This is a genomic window from Paenibacillus sambharensis (assembly GCF_003233845.1).
GTDB lineage: Bacteria > Bacillota > Bacilli > Paenibacillales > Paenibacillaceae > Paenibacillus_I > Paenibacillus_I sambharensis.
The window spans coordinates 255438-270296 of record NZ_QKRB01000044.1 but is presented as its reverse complement, the minus strand read 5'-3'; the positions used below and the strand labels follow the sequence as shown (position 1 = coordinate 270296).

General features: G+C 55.0%; 14 protein-coding genes. 10 read left to right on the top strand and 4 right to left on the bottom strand.

Translation table 11 applies throughout. The annotated features are described in order from the left end of the window. Positions 1–52 precede the first annotated feature (52 nt). Genes cydD through DNH61_RS12610 form a run of 3 tightly spaced genes read right to left on the bottom strand, consistent with a single transcriptional unit; the run spans position 53 to position 6292 of the window. Positions 53–3799 (bottom strand): thiol reductant ABC exporter subunit CydD, encoded by a 3747-nt coding sequence (gene cydD, locus DNH61_RS12620; protein ID WP_111147009.1) that lies wholly within the window; start codon positions 3797–3799, stop codon positions 53–55. 1 nt (position 3800) lies between these two features. After that, positions 3801–4835: a cytochrome d ubiquinol oxidase subunit II gene (gene cydB, locus DNH61_RS12615; RefSeq protein ID WP_245948161.1), complete on the bottom strand. Its 1035-nt coding sequence runs from the start codon at positions 4833–4835 to the stop codon at positions 3801–3803. Between the two features lie 53 nt (positions 4836–4888). After that, entirely contained in the window at positions 4889–6292 is a 1404-nt protein-coding gene (locus DNH61_RS12610) for a cytochrome ubiquinol oxidase subunit I (protein WP_111147008.1), read from the bottom strand. Positions 6293–6582: 290 nt separating this feature from the next. Between DNH61_RS12610 and DNH61_RS12605 the strand changes: the two genes are divergently transcribed. The 9 genes from DNH61_RS12605 (at position 6583) to DNH61_RS12565 (ending at position 12899) form a co-directional block, all read left to right on the top strand. After that, positions 6583–7767: a DUF418 domain-containing protein gene (locus tag DNH61_RS12605; RefSeq protein WP_111147007.1), complete on the top strand. Its 1185-nt coding sequence runs from the start codon at positions 6583–6585 to the stop codon at positions 7765–7767. Next, positions 7742–8869 (top strand): sensor histidine kinase, encoded by a 1128-nt coding sequence (locus tag DNH61_RS12600; protein ID WP_111147006.1) that lies wholly within the window; start codon positions 7742–7744, stop codon positions 8867–8869. Before DNH61_RS12605 ends, DNH61_RS12600 begins: the two co-directional genes overlap by 26 nt. A gap of 61 nt (positions 8870–8930) precedes the next feature. Next, positions 8931–9536 carry a response regulator transcription factor gene (locus DNH61_RS12595; protein WP_111147005.1) on the top strand — a complete coding sequence of 202 codons (606 nt, stop codon included), beginning with the start codon at positions 8931–8933 and terminating at the stop codon, positions 9534–9536. 86 nt (positions 9537–9622) lie between these two features. Beyond that, a complete protein-coding gene (locus DNH61_RS12590) occupies positions 9623–9994 on the top strand; it encodes a hypothetical protein (RefSeq protein WP_146241009.1) in 372 nt (123 codons plus the stop codon). After that, positions 9934–10770 (top strand): membrane protein insertase YidC, encoded by an 837-nt coding sequence (yidC, locus tag DNH61_RS12585; RefSeq protein WP_111147003.1) that lies wholly within the window; start codon positions 9934–9936, stop codon positions 10768–10770. The genes DNH61_RS12590 and yidC overlap by 61 nt, the downstream gene beginning before the upstream one ends. Positions 10771–10900: 130 nt before the next feature. Further along, positions 10901–11176: a ferritin family protein gene (locus DNH61_RS12580; RefSeq protein WP_425452236.1), complete on the top strand. Its 276-nt coding sequence runs from the start codon at positions 10901–10903 to the stop codon at positions 11174–11176. Between the two features lie 17 nt (positions 11177–11193). After that, the gene (locus DNH61_RS12575) at positions 11194–11547 is read left to right on the top strand and encodes a spore coat protein (protein WP_111147002.1); all 354 of its coding nucleotides are present in this window, start codon (positions 11194–11196) and stop codon (positions 11545–11547) included. Positions 11548–11692: 145 nt separating this feature from the next. Next, positions 11693–12187 (top strand): antibiotic biosynthesis monooxygenase family protein, encoded by a 495-nt coding sequence (locus tag DNH61_RS27020; protein ID WP_111147001.1) that lies wholly within the window; start codon positions 11693–11695, stop codon positions 12185–12187. A gap of 163 nt (positions 12188–12350) precedes the next feature. Next, a complete protein-coding gene (locus DNH61_RS12565) occupies positions 12351–12899 on the top strand; it encodes a hypothetical protein (protein WP_111147000.1) in 549 nt (182 codons plus the stop codon). A gap of 81 nt (positions 12900–12980) precedes the next feature. Here DNH61_RS12565 and DNH61_RS12560 read toward each other — a convergent pair whose 3' ends face one another. Further along, positions 12981–14180, bottom strand: coding sequence for an acyltransferase (locus DNH61_RS12560; RefSeq protein ID WP_111146999.1), 1200 nt, complete (start codon positions 14178–14180; stop codon positions 12981–12983). Between the two features lie 208 nt (positions 14181–14388). On the opposite strand from DNH61_RS12560, the gene DNH61_RS12555 reads away from it, so the two are divergent. Beyond that, positions 14389–14754: a hypothetical protein gene (locus DNH61_RS12555; RefSeq protein WP_111146998.1), complete on the top strand. Its 366-nt coding sequence runs from the start codon at positions 14389–14391 to the stop codon at positions 14752–14754. Positions 14755–14859 lie beyond the last annotated feature (105 nt).

Sequence of the window (14859 nt, the reverse complement as noted above, 5' to 3'; positions counted from 1 at the left end):
CCATTGCTTGGCAAGGCATAAGTCAATTATTAAATGATGCACTTCGTGTCACTCAGGCTCCGCTTCCATACTGATCCAGCACACGCTGCCAGTCCTGCTCGCGTTCGAGCTTCCACAGCTGATAATAACAGCCCCTGCGCTGCAGAAGTTCGCTGTGCGTACCCCGTTCACAGATCCGGCCGCCCTGGAGCACGATGATCTCGTCCATTCTTTCCAGACCTGACAGCCGGTGAGTGATCCACAGCAATGCCTTGTCGCGCAGCATACCATCCATATTGCGGAACAAGGCCTGTTCCGTGATAGGATCAAGCCCCTCGGACGGCTCATCGAACAGCACTGCGGGGGCATCCTTCAACAAGGCGCGTGCGAGCGCAAGACGCTGCCTTTCACCGCCGGAGAGCCTTGCGCCCTGCTCTCCAATCACAGTGCGATAACCGCCCGGCAGAGCAGCGATCGTGTCATGAACCATGGCCCGGCGTGCCGCCTCCACAAGCTCGCTGTCGCTCGCATCCTGCCTGCCGAGCCGCAGGTTCGCGCCTACCGTTGTGTTGAACAGCTGCACCCGCTGGGACACAACGGCAAATTGGGCGCGCACCAGCTCCTCGGGCACTTCCCGCAGCTCGGCTTCGCCAAGCCTGACAGAGCCCTCTTCGTAAGGGCGAAGGCGAAGCAGCACCTGCAGCAGGGTGCTCTTGCCCGCCCCGCTCTCGCCCACAACGGCCGTTCGTCTGCCCTTCTTCAGGCTGAACGTGATATCACGAAGCGCATAAGGCTCCTCCGGACGGTAGCGGAAGGAAAGCCCGCGAATGTCTGCCTGCCACCCCGCTTCAATGGACCGTGATGCTTCCGGGGCGGATACGGCTGCCGCAGGTTCCACACGTTTCGCAAGTTCCGCAGGTACGGCCGGTTCCAAAGGTTCAGAAGCTAAGCCCGAAGCCGCGCCGCATTCGTCAGCGACAGCGAACAGCCTGCTTGCCGATGACATCGTTTGGCCGAGCTGCTGGAAGGCTGCTGGCAGCGGCGTAACCGCTTCGAAGCAAGCCAGCGCCATCATGGCAAGCGCCGGGATAGCGATGCCCGGCAGCGTACCGATGCCCACAAGATGAACAGCGTACAGCAGAATCAGCCACATTGTCAGATGGGCCGCAGCGAGCATACCTCCGCTTGTACAGGCACCCAGCCTGTTATGGCCTCTCTGGTACTGATCCGCCTCCTCCTGGATGCTCTCGATCACGTCCAGGCGCTGGCCGTTGCGGCCGAATATCGTAAAGTCGGCCAGGCCGTTCATCAGCTCCGCCGTTTCGGTATAAAGCGCCGCCCGGGTCCGCACCATACCCTCTCCGTATGAGCGCGCCAGACGATGGCTTAGCCATGGCACCAGTGTGCCGGTCAGAAGCATCGAGATGGCGAGAATGACACCCAGTCCCGGCGCATGCCAGGCCATTATGCCAAAGCCAAGAATCAAGGTCAGCAGCGCAACCAGCGGCGGCGCCAGAACGCGCAGGTAAAGGTTTTGCAGCTGCTCCACATCACTGATCAGTGCGCCGAGAATATCGCCGCTTCGCCTGCTTTCCAGCAGCCGGACCCCCTCCGGTTCCAGTGACCGGTACAGCCAGACCCGGACACGGTGCAGGATCCGAAAGGTCAGATCATGAGCCACCAGCCGCTCCAAGTAGCGGAGCACGCCGCGCGCAATGCCGAAGAAGCGGACGCCCACGATCGGAATCCAGAGCAGCAGGACCGTCTCCGGGCGAAGCGCCGCCTTGGCAATCAGGTAGCCCGACGTTCCCATCAGCCCGACATTGGCCGCAATAGTTGCAAAGCCGAGCAGGGCCGCAAGTGCCGTCCGTCCTCTGTAAGGCCGGACAAACTGCAGCATGCGTGCAAGCGTCTGCCAACCTTCTGAGGAGCGACGGGAACCGGCAGGAGAGCCTGAATTTATGCCAGCAGGCTGCGAAGGACGGGGGCTCTCCTGATCTACAGTTTCGCTTGCAGCAGCAGCGGCGGACAGCTGCTCTTCCTTCCCCGGCTGTTCGTCTGCAGACGATTCATGCCGAAGTCCAGTCTCCTGCTCTTCCCCCAGCTGTCCAGCCTTCAGCATGGCGGCATACAATCCATCTGCTGCAAGCAGCTCAGCTGGTGCCCCGGATTCCGCGATCCGGCCTCCGTTTAGGACCAGAATCCGGTCCGCCTTCCGGACCGTATCCAGCCGGTGCGCCACCATGATGGAGGTCCGGCCCTTCAGCAGTGCGTTCAGCGCATCGCGCACAGCCGCTTCATGCCGCAGGTCAAGCCCTGCTGTCGGCTCATCCAGCAGCAGCACTGGCGCATCGGCAAGCAGCGCCCGGGCTATCGCAATCCGCTGTGCCTGTCCGCCTGACAGCCGCACCATTTCTCCCAATCTAGTATCGAGCCCATCAGGCAGCCTGTAAACAAACTCCGCCTTTGCCGCAGCAACAGCAGCTTCTATCTCGCGGGGTGAAGCGTGCGGCGCACCGAGCAGCAGGTTGTCGCGTACCGTCCCGTGATACAGCCGGGCATTCTGCGCAACAACGGACAGCTGCTCCCGCCACCAGCCGATGGATAACTCTCCAATATCACGGCCATTCACCCGGATTGTGCCTTCGGATGGACGGATGAAGCCCTGCAGAAGGTCCAGCAGCGTACTCTTGCCTGCACCTGTAGGACCAATGACGGCCATCCGTTCTTCCGGCTCGATCGTGAAGGTCAGACCCGCCAGCGCCGGCTGCTTGCTACCGGGATACGTATAGCCCACGTTATCAAACTCGATCCGGTAGCCGAAGGCACAGACCGGGAGCTTCTCTGCCCCCTCATGCTCGGTCCATGTCCCCGGTTCCATCTCCAGAATATCCAGAATACGGCCCGCAGCCGCCATGCCATTCGTACTGGCATGAAATTGGGTGCCGAGCGCACGGATCGGCGAGTAGTATTCGGGAGTTAACAGCAGCACTAGGAAAGCCCACTCGAAGCCAATCTGCCCTTCGATCAGCCGGAGACCAAGAAACACGGCAACAATGGCCGTGCTCAGCGTGGCGAACAGCTCCATGACGAAAGCGGACAGGAAGGCCAGCCGCAGCGTCCCCATCGTCGTCTTGCGGTAATCCTCGCTGATTCGCGAGATAATATCAATCTGGGCCCTGCTGCGGTTGAACAGCTTCAAGGTCGGAAGCCCGCGCAGCACGTCCATGAAGTGTCCGCCCAGCCTGCTGAGCACCGCAAACTGCTTGCCCGCCTTGGCCTTCGCGGTCATACCAACCAGGATCATGAACAATACCAGCAGCGGCAGCGTAACCGCGAGAACAACAGCCGAGAACCAGTCAAGGCCTGCCACCACGCAGAAGACAGCAGCCGGGATCAGCATGGAAAGCGCCATCTGCGGCAAATATTTGGCCAGATAATTCTCCAGCTGCTCCACACCTTCGTAGACCGTCCCCGCCAGTTCGCCGCTGCGTTCTCCCTTCACGTAGGCTGGGCCAAGCTCAGTCAGCTTCCGCAAAAGGCGGCTTCGCAAATCCCGCTTGATTCGCAGAGCCATCTGAGATGCGGCATATTCGCCGGCAGTATGCACGACGAAGCGAAGCCCGATCCACAGCAGCAGCACCCCAAAAACCGGGAGAAGCGGCCCCAGCTTGAGACCGCCCAAGAAAACCCGGTCGGCGATCCGCGCCAGCCAGGCCGCTTCCAGAATAATCAGCATGCCCCCGAGCGTGCCAAGGAGGACACTGACCGCGAACAGCTTGCGGGTGCCCGGCACCCGCTCGAATAATTTCTTCATCATATCAGTAGTCCAGATGATCGTCCGCGCTGACCCGCTTGCGGAAGATCCAATAGTTCCATGCCTGGTAGGCCACAACGAGCGGCACGGTTGTCAAAGCCACGATCGTCATCACCTTCAGCGTATACGGGTTCGATGATGTGTTATAGATTGTCAGCGTCCAGTCCGGATTCAGGGACGAAATCATCACCCGCGGATACAGGCACATGAAGACCGTCACCGTCGACAGGGCAATCGTAATACCTGTCATTACGAAGCTCCAGCCGTCCTTGCCTGCCTTCAGGAAGAAGTACACGGATACCAGTGCCATGCCAGCCAGCAGCGGCACCATGCCCGGATTGATGCCCCTTGCGGTAAACATATCGGTCTCAAAATAGCTAAGGATGACAAACAGCAGCATGACCACGGTCGTCAACGCCCCGATCCGCCGGGCAAAGTTTCTGGCCCGGTCGCGCAGCACGCCGGTCGTCTTAAGCGACAGGAAGAGTGCGCCATGCAGCAGGAACAGCAGCACGATACTGATGCCGCCGGCAACTGAGTATAGCGAGATCAGATCCCAGAAGGAGCCGACGTAATTGGTGCTGGCATCAATCGGCACACCCCGCATCAGATTGGCCAGCGCCACACCCCACAAGAGAGGCGGCAGCAGGCTGCCGAAGAAGATGATCCAGTCCCATGTCTGCCGCCAGCTCCTGCTTTCGAGCTTGCTGCGGAATTCAAATGCCACCCCGCGGCCGATCAGCGCCAGCAGCATCAGGAAGAGTGCCATATAAAACCCGCTGAACAGCGTTGCATACCAGCCGGGAAAAGCAGCAAACATCGCGCCGCCGGCCGTAATCAGCCAAACTTCATTGCCATCCCAGAACGGACCAATCGTGTTGATGACGACTCGCCGCTCCGTATCGGTCTTGCCAAGGAACGGGGCCAGCATGCCGACCCCGAAATCAAAGCCCTCGAGGAAGAAGAATCCTACAAATAATACAGTTATCAGAATAAACCACAACGTTTCCAGCATGGGGCCCGTCGCCTCGCTTTCCATTTATCGACCTGCCATTAACTCTTGCTTCTAGCGGTCCTGACTGCCACGCCTGCCTATACCGGTGTAACGGTATTGTCCAGAACAGGCAGCACTTCCTCCTGCACCTGGGGCACATGAACCTCTTCCTCGACACCCTGGCGGACGAAGTGGACGACCAGGTAAATGAAGACGGCAGCCAGTGCGCCGTATACAACCGTAAATCCGATCAGAGTCGTAGCCACCATGCCGCTGGACACCAGCGGCGATACGCCGTCCGCCGTCTTCTGCAGCCCGAATACGATCCACGGCTGGCGGCCGACCTCCGTCATGATCCAACCCGCCGAGTTGGCGATAAACGGGAGCGATATGGCTGGAATCATCCACTTCAGATATCTCCGGTAACGCTCCAGACGCCCGCGAATGACCGCATAGGTGCCGAAAGCGCTCAGCAGAATCATCAGCATGCCTGCGGCGATCATAATACGGAAGCTCCAGAAGGTCGTGCGGACTGGCGGGATGTAATCCCCCGGCCCATACTTCGCCTCGTACTCCGCCTGAAGTTCATTCATGCCCGGCACACTGCCCGTCAGCTTATTATAGGAAAGGATGCTCAGCGCATAAGGAATTTCCAGCTGATACTTGTTCTCCTTCGTCTCCGGATCGATAACCGCAAATACCGTCCACGGGGCGCTCTCGCCTGTCGTTTCCCACAGGCCTTCCGAGGCCGCCATCTTCATCGGCTGCGAGGTCATCAAGTGCTGCGCCTGGCTGTGACCCGCTACAGCTGTCATGAAGCTGGCCACCAGCGCCACGATGATCCCAATATTGAAGGAAGCCTTGAAGACGTCCTTCTGATGATTGCGGAGAATCTTGAATGCGCTAATGCCTGTAATGAACAGCCCGCCCGTTGCCAAGGCGCCAAAGATAACATGCGGAAACTCCACCCACAGCTGCGGGTTGCCGAGCAGCGCGAAGAAATCCGTCATCTCTGCCCTGCCGTTCACAATCTCAAAGCCTACCGGCTCCTGCATAAACGAGTTGGCGCTCAATATCCATAGAGCAGACAATGTAGCCGCAATGGCGACAATCCAGATCGAGGCCAGATGGACCTTCTTCGGCAGCCTGTCCCATCCGAATATCCAGATGCCGAGGAACGTCGACTCCAGGAAAAAGGAGACCAGCGCTTCGACCGCGAGCGGCCCGCCGAACACGGCGCCCACAAAACGGGAGTAATCCGCCCAGTTCATACCGAACTGGAACTCCTGCATAATTCCCGTTACGACACCTACCGCAAAGTTGAGCAGAAAGATTTTGCCCCAAAACTTGGTCATCTGCTTGTACTTCTCATCATTCTTGACGACATACATGGTCTGCATAAAGGCGATCAAATACGCCAAGCCAATCGATAAAGGCACGAATAAAAAATGATACACCGTTGTTATTCCAAACTGCCACCTTGCCAAATCCACTGCTTCCACCGTCACGACCTCCTTCGACTTCGAACTCATTATAGGAAGGAACAGGAAGGTTTTATGTGATATTTGTCATATAGTGTCGAGTAAAATCATCATAGAATCGTACAAATTCGTGAAATGCGCCGTGCATTAATGCACGGCAACTTAACGATATTGATCATCTTCGCCCCATTTATGACACTTGTCATACCGCCCATGATGACGGCAGTGCCTACCAGCAGACTAAGGCCGGTTGTATTCTGTAGTTACTACAGAGGCCTTGCGAGGGCCTGTTATAATGGGAGGCTGTAACGATGACTCAAGCATCAAATGAGCGAATCCAGCTGCTCGATATTCTCAGAGGCTTTGCCATAATGGGCACACTCGGCACTAACATCTGGCTGTTTGCCCATCTCGGCGATGTAGACTATCTCTTTACCTACGCGCATAATGACTGGTGGGCCTCCATGGATGTACTCATCCGTTATCTGGTGCTGTTCCTGGTCAACGGCAAGCTGCTTGGCCTGCTGACCATTCTGTTCGGGGCTGGTCTTGAGCTGCAGTACAGCAGGTCGCTGGTCCGGAAGAAGAGATGGCCCGGACCCTATCTGCTGACTGCCCTGTTTCTCATGCTGGAAGGGCTGCTGCATTACACCCTGGTTCTTGAATATGACATTCTCATGAGCTATGCAATGACTGCGGTTCTGGTGGCCTGGGTGGTGAAGCGGGGTGAACGCGCTATGAAGCGGACGATGTGGATCACGGGAATTTTTCATGGTATGCTCATCCTGCTGCTATTTGCTTCCAGTCTCGGACTCTATCTATCCGGTGAGAGCATGCCCATGAATCATGCCCTAGGCACCGAAGCTCTGTACGGCAGCGGCACATGGCTGGAGCAGGTGGCGTTCAGGCTCGCCAACTTTGGATTTTTCCGTACGGAGGCGATCTTCGTACTGCCGCTAAACATCTTCCTCTTCCTCACAGGCGTCCGCTTGATGCGGGCAGGAGCTTTCCAGCCGGATGAGAGAGGCAGGGCTATTCGAAGGCGCATGCTGAAGCTGGGACTTGGCGCGGGTATTCCGTTAAACCTGCTGCTGTTCGTGCCGGGAGGCGTATTTGATTTTCCGCTTCGCTACCTGTTCGCTCCCATTATGGCAATAGGGTACATTGCACTGCTTGCACTCCTGACAGAACGGTTCAGCCGCTGGTCTCTGTGGTCCATGCTGGAGCGTGTCGGGCGGATGGCACTCAGCTGCTACGTACTGCAGAATGTGCTGGCTTCCGTTATATTTTATGGGTGGGGACTAGGCCTGGGCGGTAAGACCAGCTCCTTGACGACGACTGCGGTTTGGGTCCTTATCTGCCTTTCACTACTGTTCTTCTCAGGAATCTGGCTCCGGCTGTTCAAGCAGGGACCACTGGAGGCCGCACGCAAAACCATGACACGGCGGTTCTCCGCCAGAGAGAGGAATCATGCTTCGAAAACTATATCCGGCTGACCAGATTGAAAGCTATCTATTCATTGATATTATTGGATTCGTGTTCCTGGCCTATGTCACCATATGGCAGTACCAGCCCCTCGGCATAGGCACTTCTATTGCGCTGTACCTCGTTACTGCATTATGCTTCTATACCGGGCTATGGCAGCGCGGCTGGCTGCTCGTTATCGCCTCGTGGGCCGGGCTTGCAGTCATCGCCGTCTATGCGGTCTTCTACCAGCAATGGCTGCTGCTGTACGGCTTCATGTATGCCGATCTGCTCAGCCGCGCCCGGACGCTCAAGCTGATGTACGCGGGAATGGCAGGCATAGCCGGCATGTTCTTCATCTCCTATGCCATTCTTAACGGGGAACTGCGGTCCTTCTTCGGGACTCCTCTGCTGCCCTTCCTTATTCTTCAGCTTCTTATGCCCTATGTCATCCGCACCATCGACAAGGCACGCAGGCTGTCGACCAAGCTGAATGCGGCCAACCGCAAGCTGGAGCGCTATATCCAGGAAGAAGAGCGGCACCGGATTGCACGTGATCTGCATGACACACTCGGCCAGACGCTTACCATGATCAAGATGAAGAGCGAGCTTGCCGCACGGCTCGTCGACCGTGACTCGGCACGGGCCCGCAGCGAGATCGACGAGATCAAGCACAGCGCCCGCCATGCGCTGCAGCAGGTGCGTGAGCTGGTAGCATCGATGCGGCATATTCCGCTGAGCGCCGAGCTCGACCACGTATCGGAGGTGCTTGCTTCAGCCGGTATAGCGGCGGAGGTTGCCATCCAGAACGAACCGCATGCCGCCCTTACCGACACAGTCCAGACAATGCTCGCTCTTGCGCTGCGAGAGGCTGTGACCAATGTCGTCCGGCACAGCGGCGCATCCCGCTGCTGGATTACGGGGCAAACCGCCGGCGATTCCGTCTACCGTATGACGATCCGTGATAACGGCAGAGGACTTGCCCCCGGCAGAGAGGGCTTCGGTCTTCCTTCGATCCAGGAGAGAATGCGGCAGATTAAGGGGCAAGCCCTTATTGCGCAGGCTTCAGAAGGAGGAACCGAGGTCGTGCTCACTGTTCCTGTAATGCCCGCGCAGCCGCAGGAGGCACATTAATAAGCTGGATGGCACAAAGCATGTTTTAAGAAGTCTGTATGATGTATAGGAGGCTGCCAACTTGATTCGCATAGTCATCGCAGAAGATCAGCATATGCTGCGGGGAGCCTTTGCCTCGCTGCTGCAGCTGGAGGACGATATCGACATTGTCGCGCAGGTATCAGATGGCGGGGAGGCCCTGCGTATGATTGAAGCCTGCACGCCCGACCTCTGTCTGCTCGATATCGAAATGCCTGGCCTAACCGGTCTGGAGGTCGCTGCCTCCGTCAGACGCAGCGGACTTCCCTGCAAGATTATGATCGTCACAACCTTCGCCAGGCCCGGTTATCTGCAGCAGGCTATGGACGCTTCCGTCGATGCCTATCTGCTGAAGGATGAGCCGATTGAGTTCCTCATCGAGGCCATCCGCAAGGTGATGCAGGGAGGGCGGGTTGTAAGCCCTTATCTGGCCGCCTCGCTGTTCACCCATGAAGCAAACCCGCTGACTGAGCGCGAACAGGAGGTACTGCGGCTGGCCGCTGATGGAGCCACTACCCGGCAGATTGCCGGCAGCCTCTATCTGACGACAGGGACCGTCCGCAATTATTTATCCTCTGCCATCCAGAAGCTTGAGGTCGAGACCCGGCATCATGCCATTCAGAAGGCAAAGGACCGGGGCTGGCTTTAATGCCTTTGGCCGCCATAGAAGGTTCCTTTGACTTCCGCAGCCGGATGGCGGACAATACAAGTATTCGATAACTTAGGAGGAAGGAGGTGAACGCCGTGTTTATCGATATGATCGCCGAGCTGCTCGATTCATTCTCCCTGCTGGGAAGCATCAGCGTACTGATGGCCGTCTTCGGCTGGCATATGCTCCGGCATGCCGGCCCTGACTTTTCCCTGCTGTCGGGACAAAGCTCAACCCGTTCTACGAGTGAAGCAAAGCCCGTCAGCTCTGCAGCCCATCAGCTGGAAAAGCAGCTTGCCGTCTCCCGGGTCCGCCATAAGGAAAGCCCTGAAGACGACGCAGATCAGCAGCACTCTCTGACTGTTCAGTTCACCATGAATAGACAAGGAGAGTGCATATGGATAAACAGATTACAAACCGCGCGTTCCCTCTTTCCCGTTCGGTTAAGCTTCTACTGATTCTTGCGGCGGTTTTGCTGCTCGGAGGCTGCAGCGCAGCATCCCAGGAACCGATTGATGCCAATACGACAGGCTGGTTTAATCATTATTTTGTCTACAGCTTCTCCCGGCTGATAACCTTCTTCGCCGATCTGTTCGGCGGCAGCTACGGGCTGTCCATCATTCTGGTTACGCTCTGCGTACGGTTCGCGCTTATGCCGCTCATGCTCAAGCAGTACCGGGCCCAGAGCGTCATGAAGGAGAAGACCGCCCTGCTGCAGCCTGAGATGAAAGCTCTCCAGGAGAAATACAAGAATCAGAGCAAGAACCCTGAAGCCCAGCGCGAAATGCAGAAGGAAATGATGCAGCTCTATCAGAAGCATCAGATCAACCCGCTTAACATCGGCTGTCTGCCGCTGCTCCTGCAGCTGCCGATATTGTACGCCTTCTACTATGCGATTCGGCGGACTCCCGAAATTGCCAGCCACTCCTTCCTGTGGTTCAACCTCGGGCTGGCCGACACGGTTATGCCGCTCATCGCAGCAGCAACCTATTACCTGCAGTTCAAGATCACGCAGCGCGGCTTGCCGCCCGAGCAGCAGAAGAGCATGGCATTCCTCGGCTATCTCTCACCGGTTATGATGGGCTTATTCTCCTTCACCGCTCCGGCAGCGCTACCGCTCTACTGGACAGTCGGCGGCTGCTTCCTGATCTTCCAGTCGTGGCTGTTCAAGCGGATCGTGCCTGGGCCGGCCAAGGATGCTGCAGCCAGCGATCAGGCTTTACCCGCAAAATAGCTTTGCCTAACCGCGTTCCCGGTGCCATTAAGATGGAACGCGGTTTTTTCCTGTTTGGGCAAGAGTGGATAAAAAGCCTGCCGCGAAGACAATCTAATTTCAGAAGCTAAAGCCGGAAGGAGGGCAAGCAGTGCCAAATCAGACAATTGACCAGAACGAGCCCGTCATGACGCATGGCCCGCAGGTTATTACAACGAAAGACTACTTGTATTTGAAGGACCAGCTGTCTTGGGAGCTGCTCGCGATGAAGAAGTGCAGCCACTTCGCCAAGGAATGCTCCGACCCTGAGATCGCCGCAGCCATCGACCGCGTCGGCCAGATGCATCTGCGTCACTATGAGATGCTGCTGAAGCACCTGAAGAATGACAATGATGCTGAGATGAAGCGAGTACAACAGCTGCAATAAGAGAGGAGGTATAGGCCATGAGCGGCAACCAGAATTCCCAAACTATCAAGAATCCGAAGCCATCCTATGAAACGAAGGAGAAAGGCCCGGAACTGAACGACCGCGACCGCGTCAACGATATCCTCGCGATGGAAAAATACTTAACCGACAGCTTCAATGTATCGGCACGGGAAGCAAGCCACCCCGCCCTGCATGAGGACATTCTGACGGTTCTGATGGAAACCCACCGCTGCCAGTACGATATGTACGAGATGATGTTCAAGAAGGGACACTACAAGCTGGAGGGCGAGCAGCAGGCCAAGCTGGACCAGACCTACGACCAGTTCCGCAAATATGCCACCCAGTTTCCTTATTCTTCTCAGCTGCAGTAGAGCTTCACGCCAAACTCTTGAGCCCGGTTCTTCGCGAACCGGGCCAAATCTTCATGCGCTCTTCATTTCACCGCCCTGCCCCTTGCTGTACAATGTAGAAGTTGGTATATACGTTGAATCTACTGGGTAAAGGCAGGTTATCTCTATGTATCTCTATATGACGGACCATCAGCTGCCCGCGGAACTGTTCTCACAGCAGCATATTCGCCTGGCAGATGAGGCCGGCCAGCAGCGCTGGCTCGTTGAACAGCAGCAGGAAATCACCGGTACGGATGAAGCACTTGTGTATTTTGCCATCGATGCAGCCGGAACGCTCACGGGAGGAAATTTTGCCGTACTGAACAATATACCCGTCACCGACGAGGGCCGCCCGGACTTTGAGGAGCGGTTCATGAATCGTGCGCGCAAGGTCGAGGACGAGCCCGGGTTCGCGGGTATTCGGGTGCTCCGGCCGCTCAACAGCGACACCTACGTGATTCTGACCGTGTGGGAATCGGAGGAGCATTTCAAGGACTGGCAGCAGTCGCAGGCATACAGCCATGCACACCGCAAACGCCATACACCCGAGGGCATTACGGAGCAGAAGCCGTCCATCTTCCCCCGACCGTCCTACGTAACCACGTACTCCATCAGCAGCTGATAAATAAGAGGGTATTCCGTCTGACAGACTGGATACCCTCTTATTCATCATACAGCCTTGCCGGCTCAGCCCGCTTGGAGCTTCAGTAGATTATGTTGTGGATTTCAGACTGGTTATTTGTTAATATTTAGGTCACTGTTAGAGAGGAGAGAAAGAGAGAGATATGAGATTAAGAGGAGTATTTTTACTTCCACTGGTTGTATGGATGCTGGCAGGATGCGGTTCATCATCACCGGGCCTGACAGAAGAGGATCTTTCAATCAGCAAAATTGGTGACAGCAGGGCAAAAGTTGAGTATGGAATGGACCGCACGGATGCAGAAAAGATACTTGGCACAGGCAAAAAGCATTCGTCCACGATTACCCACTATGACCCCGGCATATCCGTTTTCTATCGCGGCGATAAAGTCGCAGGAATCACCTTAGGCAAGCAGTCAGCTGATGTCTATCAAACTTCAAAACTTATTAAAGCAGGCATGGCCAGAAGCGACATTAGGGAAATATATGGCACAGAGAATGCCCGGTTTGATAGTCCTAAATCTCTTCTTTATACTTACGACACAAAAGAGAAAACTTTTTTATCCGACATACCAAAGGATATAGATAACGACGAATTAATAAATATTATTCAGATCTCAATCCAGTTTGATGATGAAGAAAATGCCCAAAGCATTACGCTGATTGACGAAAGAATGGCTTCTTATCTGTACTAAACTACTCTTGAGAACAAACAGATACCCATACACTGGACACTTCAAATAAGTGTTTAGCGTATGGGTATCTTTATCGTATACTTATCGGCCAATTCCGCCTGGAACTACCGGTTGTGCAGGCGTTTGGCGGTCCCGCTTCGGCTTCGGCACCTGCCCGAAGATCAGCCACGAGAACGGCAGGAACCGCGTTACCAGTGAGACAACGATCCATGAACCGATCAAGGCCAGCAGGAAGCCTCCCACGTACCAAGCGTGAAGAAGTATGGACGAGCCGCCCGTGTAGGCCAGCTTTCGATAAACATGCAGGAAGAATGGGTGGATCAAATATACTCCGAATGAAATCTCACCCAGCCGTTCCATCGGCCGAACTAACAGCCTGGAACTGTTCTTGTACAGCAGGTGAGCGATTTGTAGCAGCACTAGCGCGCACGCATACGTGTGTGCATTCCACAAGAACTCAAAAGCCAAGCTATTGTATGGCGTCTCATTATCGACACGGTAATAATACCATATGAGGACATGGCAAATGCCTGCCGTAAGCCAGAATGCCCATAGTCCAATCCATAAAGCTATCTTCCCTGGACTTACATTCTCCCTAGCAATAAGGATCCAGCGTTTAATCTGCGGGAAGAATATGCCCATAAAAGCACCAAGCATAAAATAGGCCATGTACGAAAACGCCCAACTACCTTTGTTCGGCACGCCAGGATACGGCACAACGTACTTGTTAATTAGTACAAATCCCCATTGGATTGTTAAACCGATTGGCACAGCCCACTTAGCCAGCCCCCGGGATTTCTTAAACAACCACAATATGAGTGGAAAGAGAACATAAAACTGTATACTAATGAAAACAAAATACAAATGCGTATGAGCCTTTCCTGTCAGCAGCAGATTGAAAAACTGTTCAGCTGTTTGCATTGGCTGGGTCAGAATGACGCCATAATTTTTCAGGCCAAAGTAAAATAAAGAGAATAAGACATATGGCGTTACGATATAAAGAAGCCGCCGGGAATAAAAGGTTGCCAAAAGCGACTTATTAAGCGGTCGGTTGTAATAGTTGTAGAATAAAACAAAACTGCTCAAAAGGATAAACGTTGGTGTCCCAAACTTCATGAAGATATTGATGAAATTATACAAGAAGTAGTAATTGGAATCCACCATAGCGGTTGTGGCCGCTGATGTCGAATGAACCGACAGCACTCCGATGATCGCCATCGCCCGGACGAGCTGAAGCTCGGGGATCTTGTCCTTCTTGACGGGCTGTGCTTCTGTTGCCATAATTGGATACTTCCCTTCGTAAACCATGATTCACTTGAATAAGGGAAGTATATCGGTCTTTGGCCCGGTGAGTCAATCGCACATTGCACACATTATGGTAATTTTAAGAATTTGATAAGATAGGGTTAATGAGGTGTTAACTACTTCACTGTGGTAAAATCAGGATATTGAATCCTCTTGAGGATGACTTCTGAAGGAGGTGAAAGATATGAAATACATAAGAGACTTTGCTCTGGCTATTGCGCTGACAGCCGCATCCTATTATATGGGCACCCTGCTTGTCAGCGGTGGAATCAACTGGTGGGAGGCCTTGTTAATCGGAATAACCGTCGTCTCGCTCGGAGCCATTACGGAAGGTCTTAACGCACCGATCTGGCTGATCATTCTGGTCCCCTTCCCCGTTGGCATGCTGCTGCTGTACTTCTTCCTAAATACAACTGTAATCATGTGGTTCAGCACTTATCTTATGACACTGCTGATTTATACGCTGATTCATATGCTTGTGAGCTATTCCTTCCAGTTCCACTCCCTAATCCCCGCATGGAAGCTAAGGACGAATCCATCCGCCAGGTAAAGGGAAAGACAAGCCTAATAATGTCTTAAGACCATATCTGCATAAAAAAGAGGCTGCCCGCTCGATGCGGACAGCCTTCTTCTCCCTGCTTGCAGGTCGTACAAG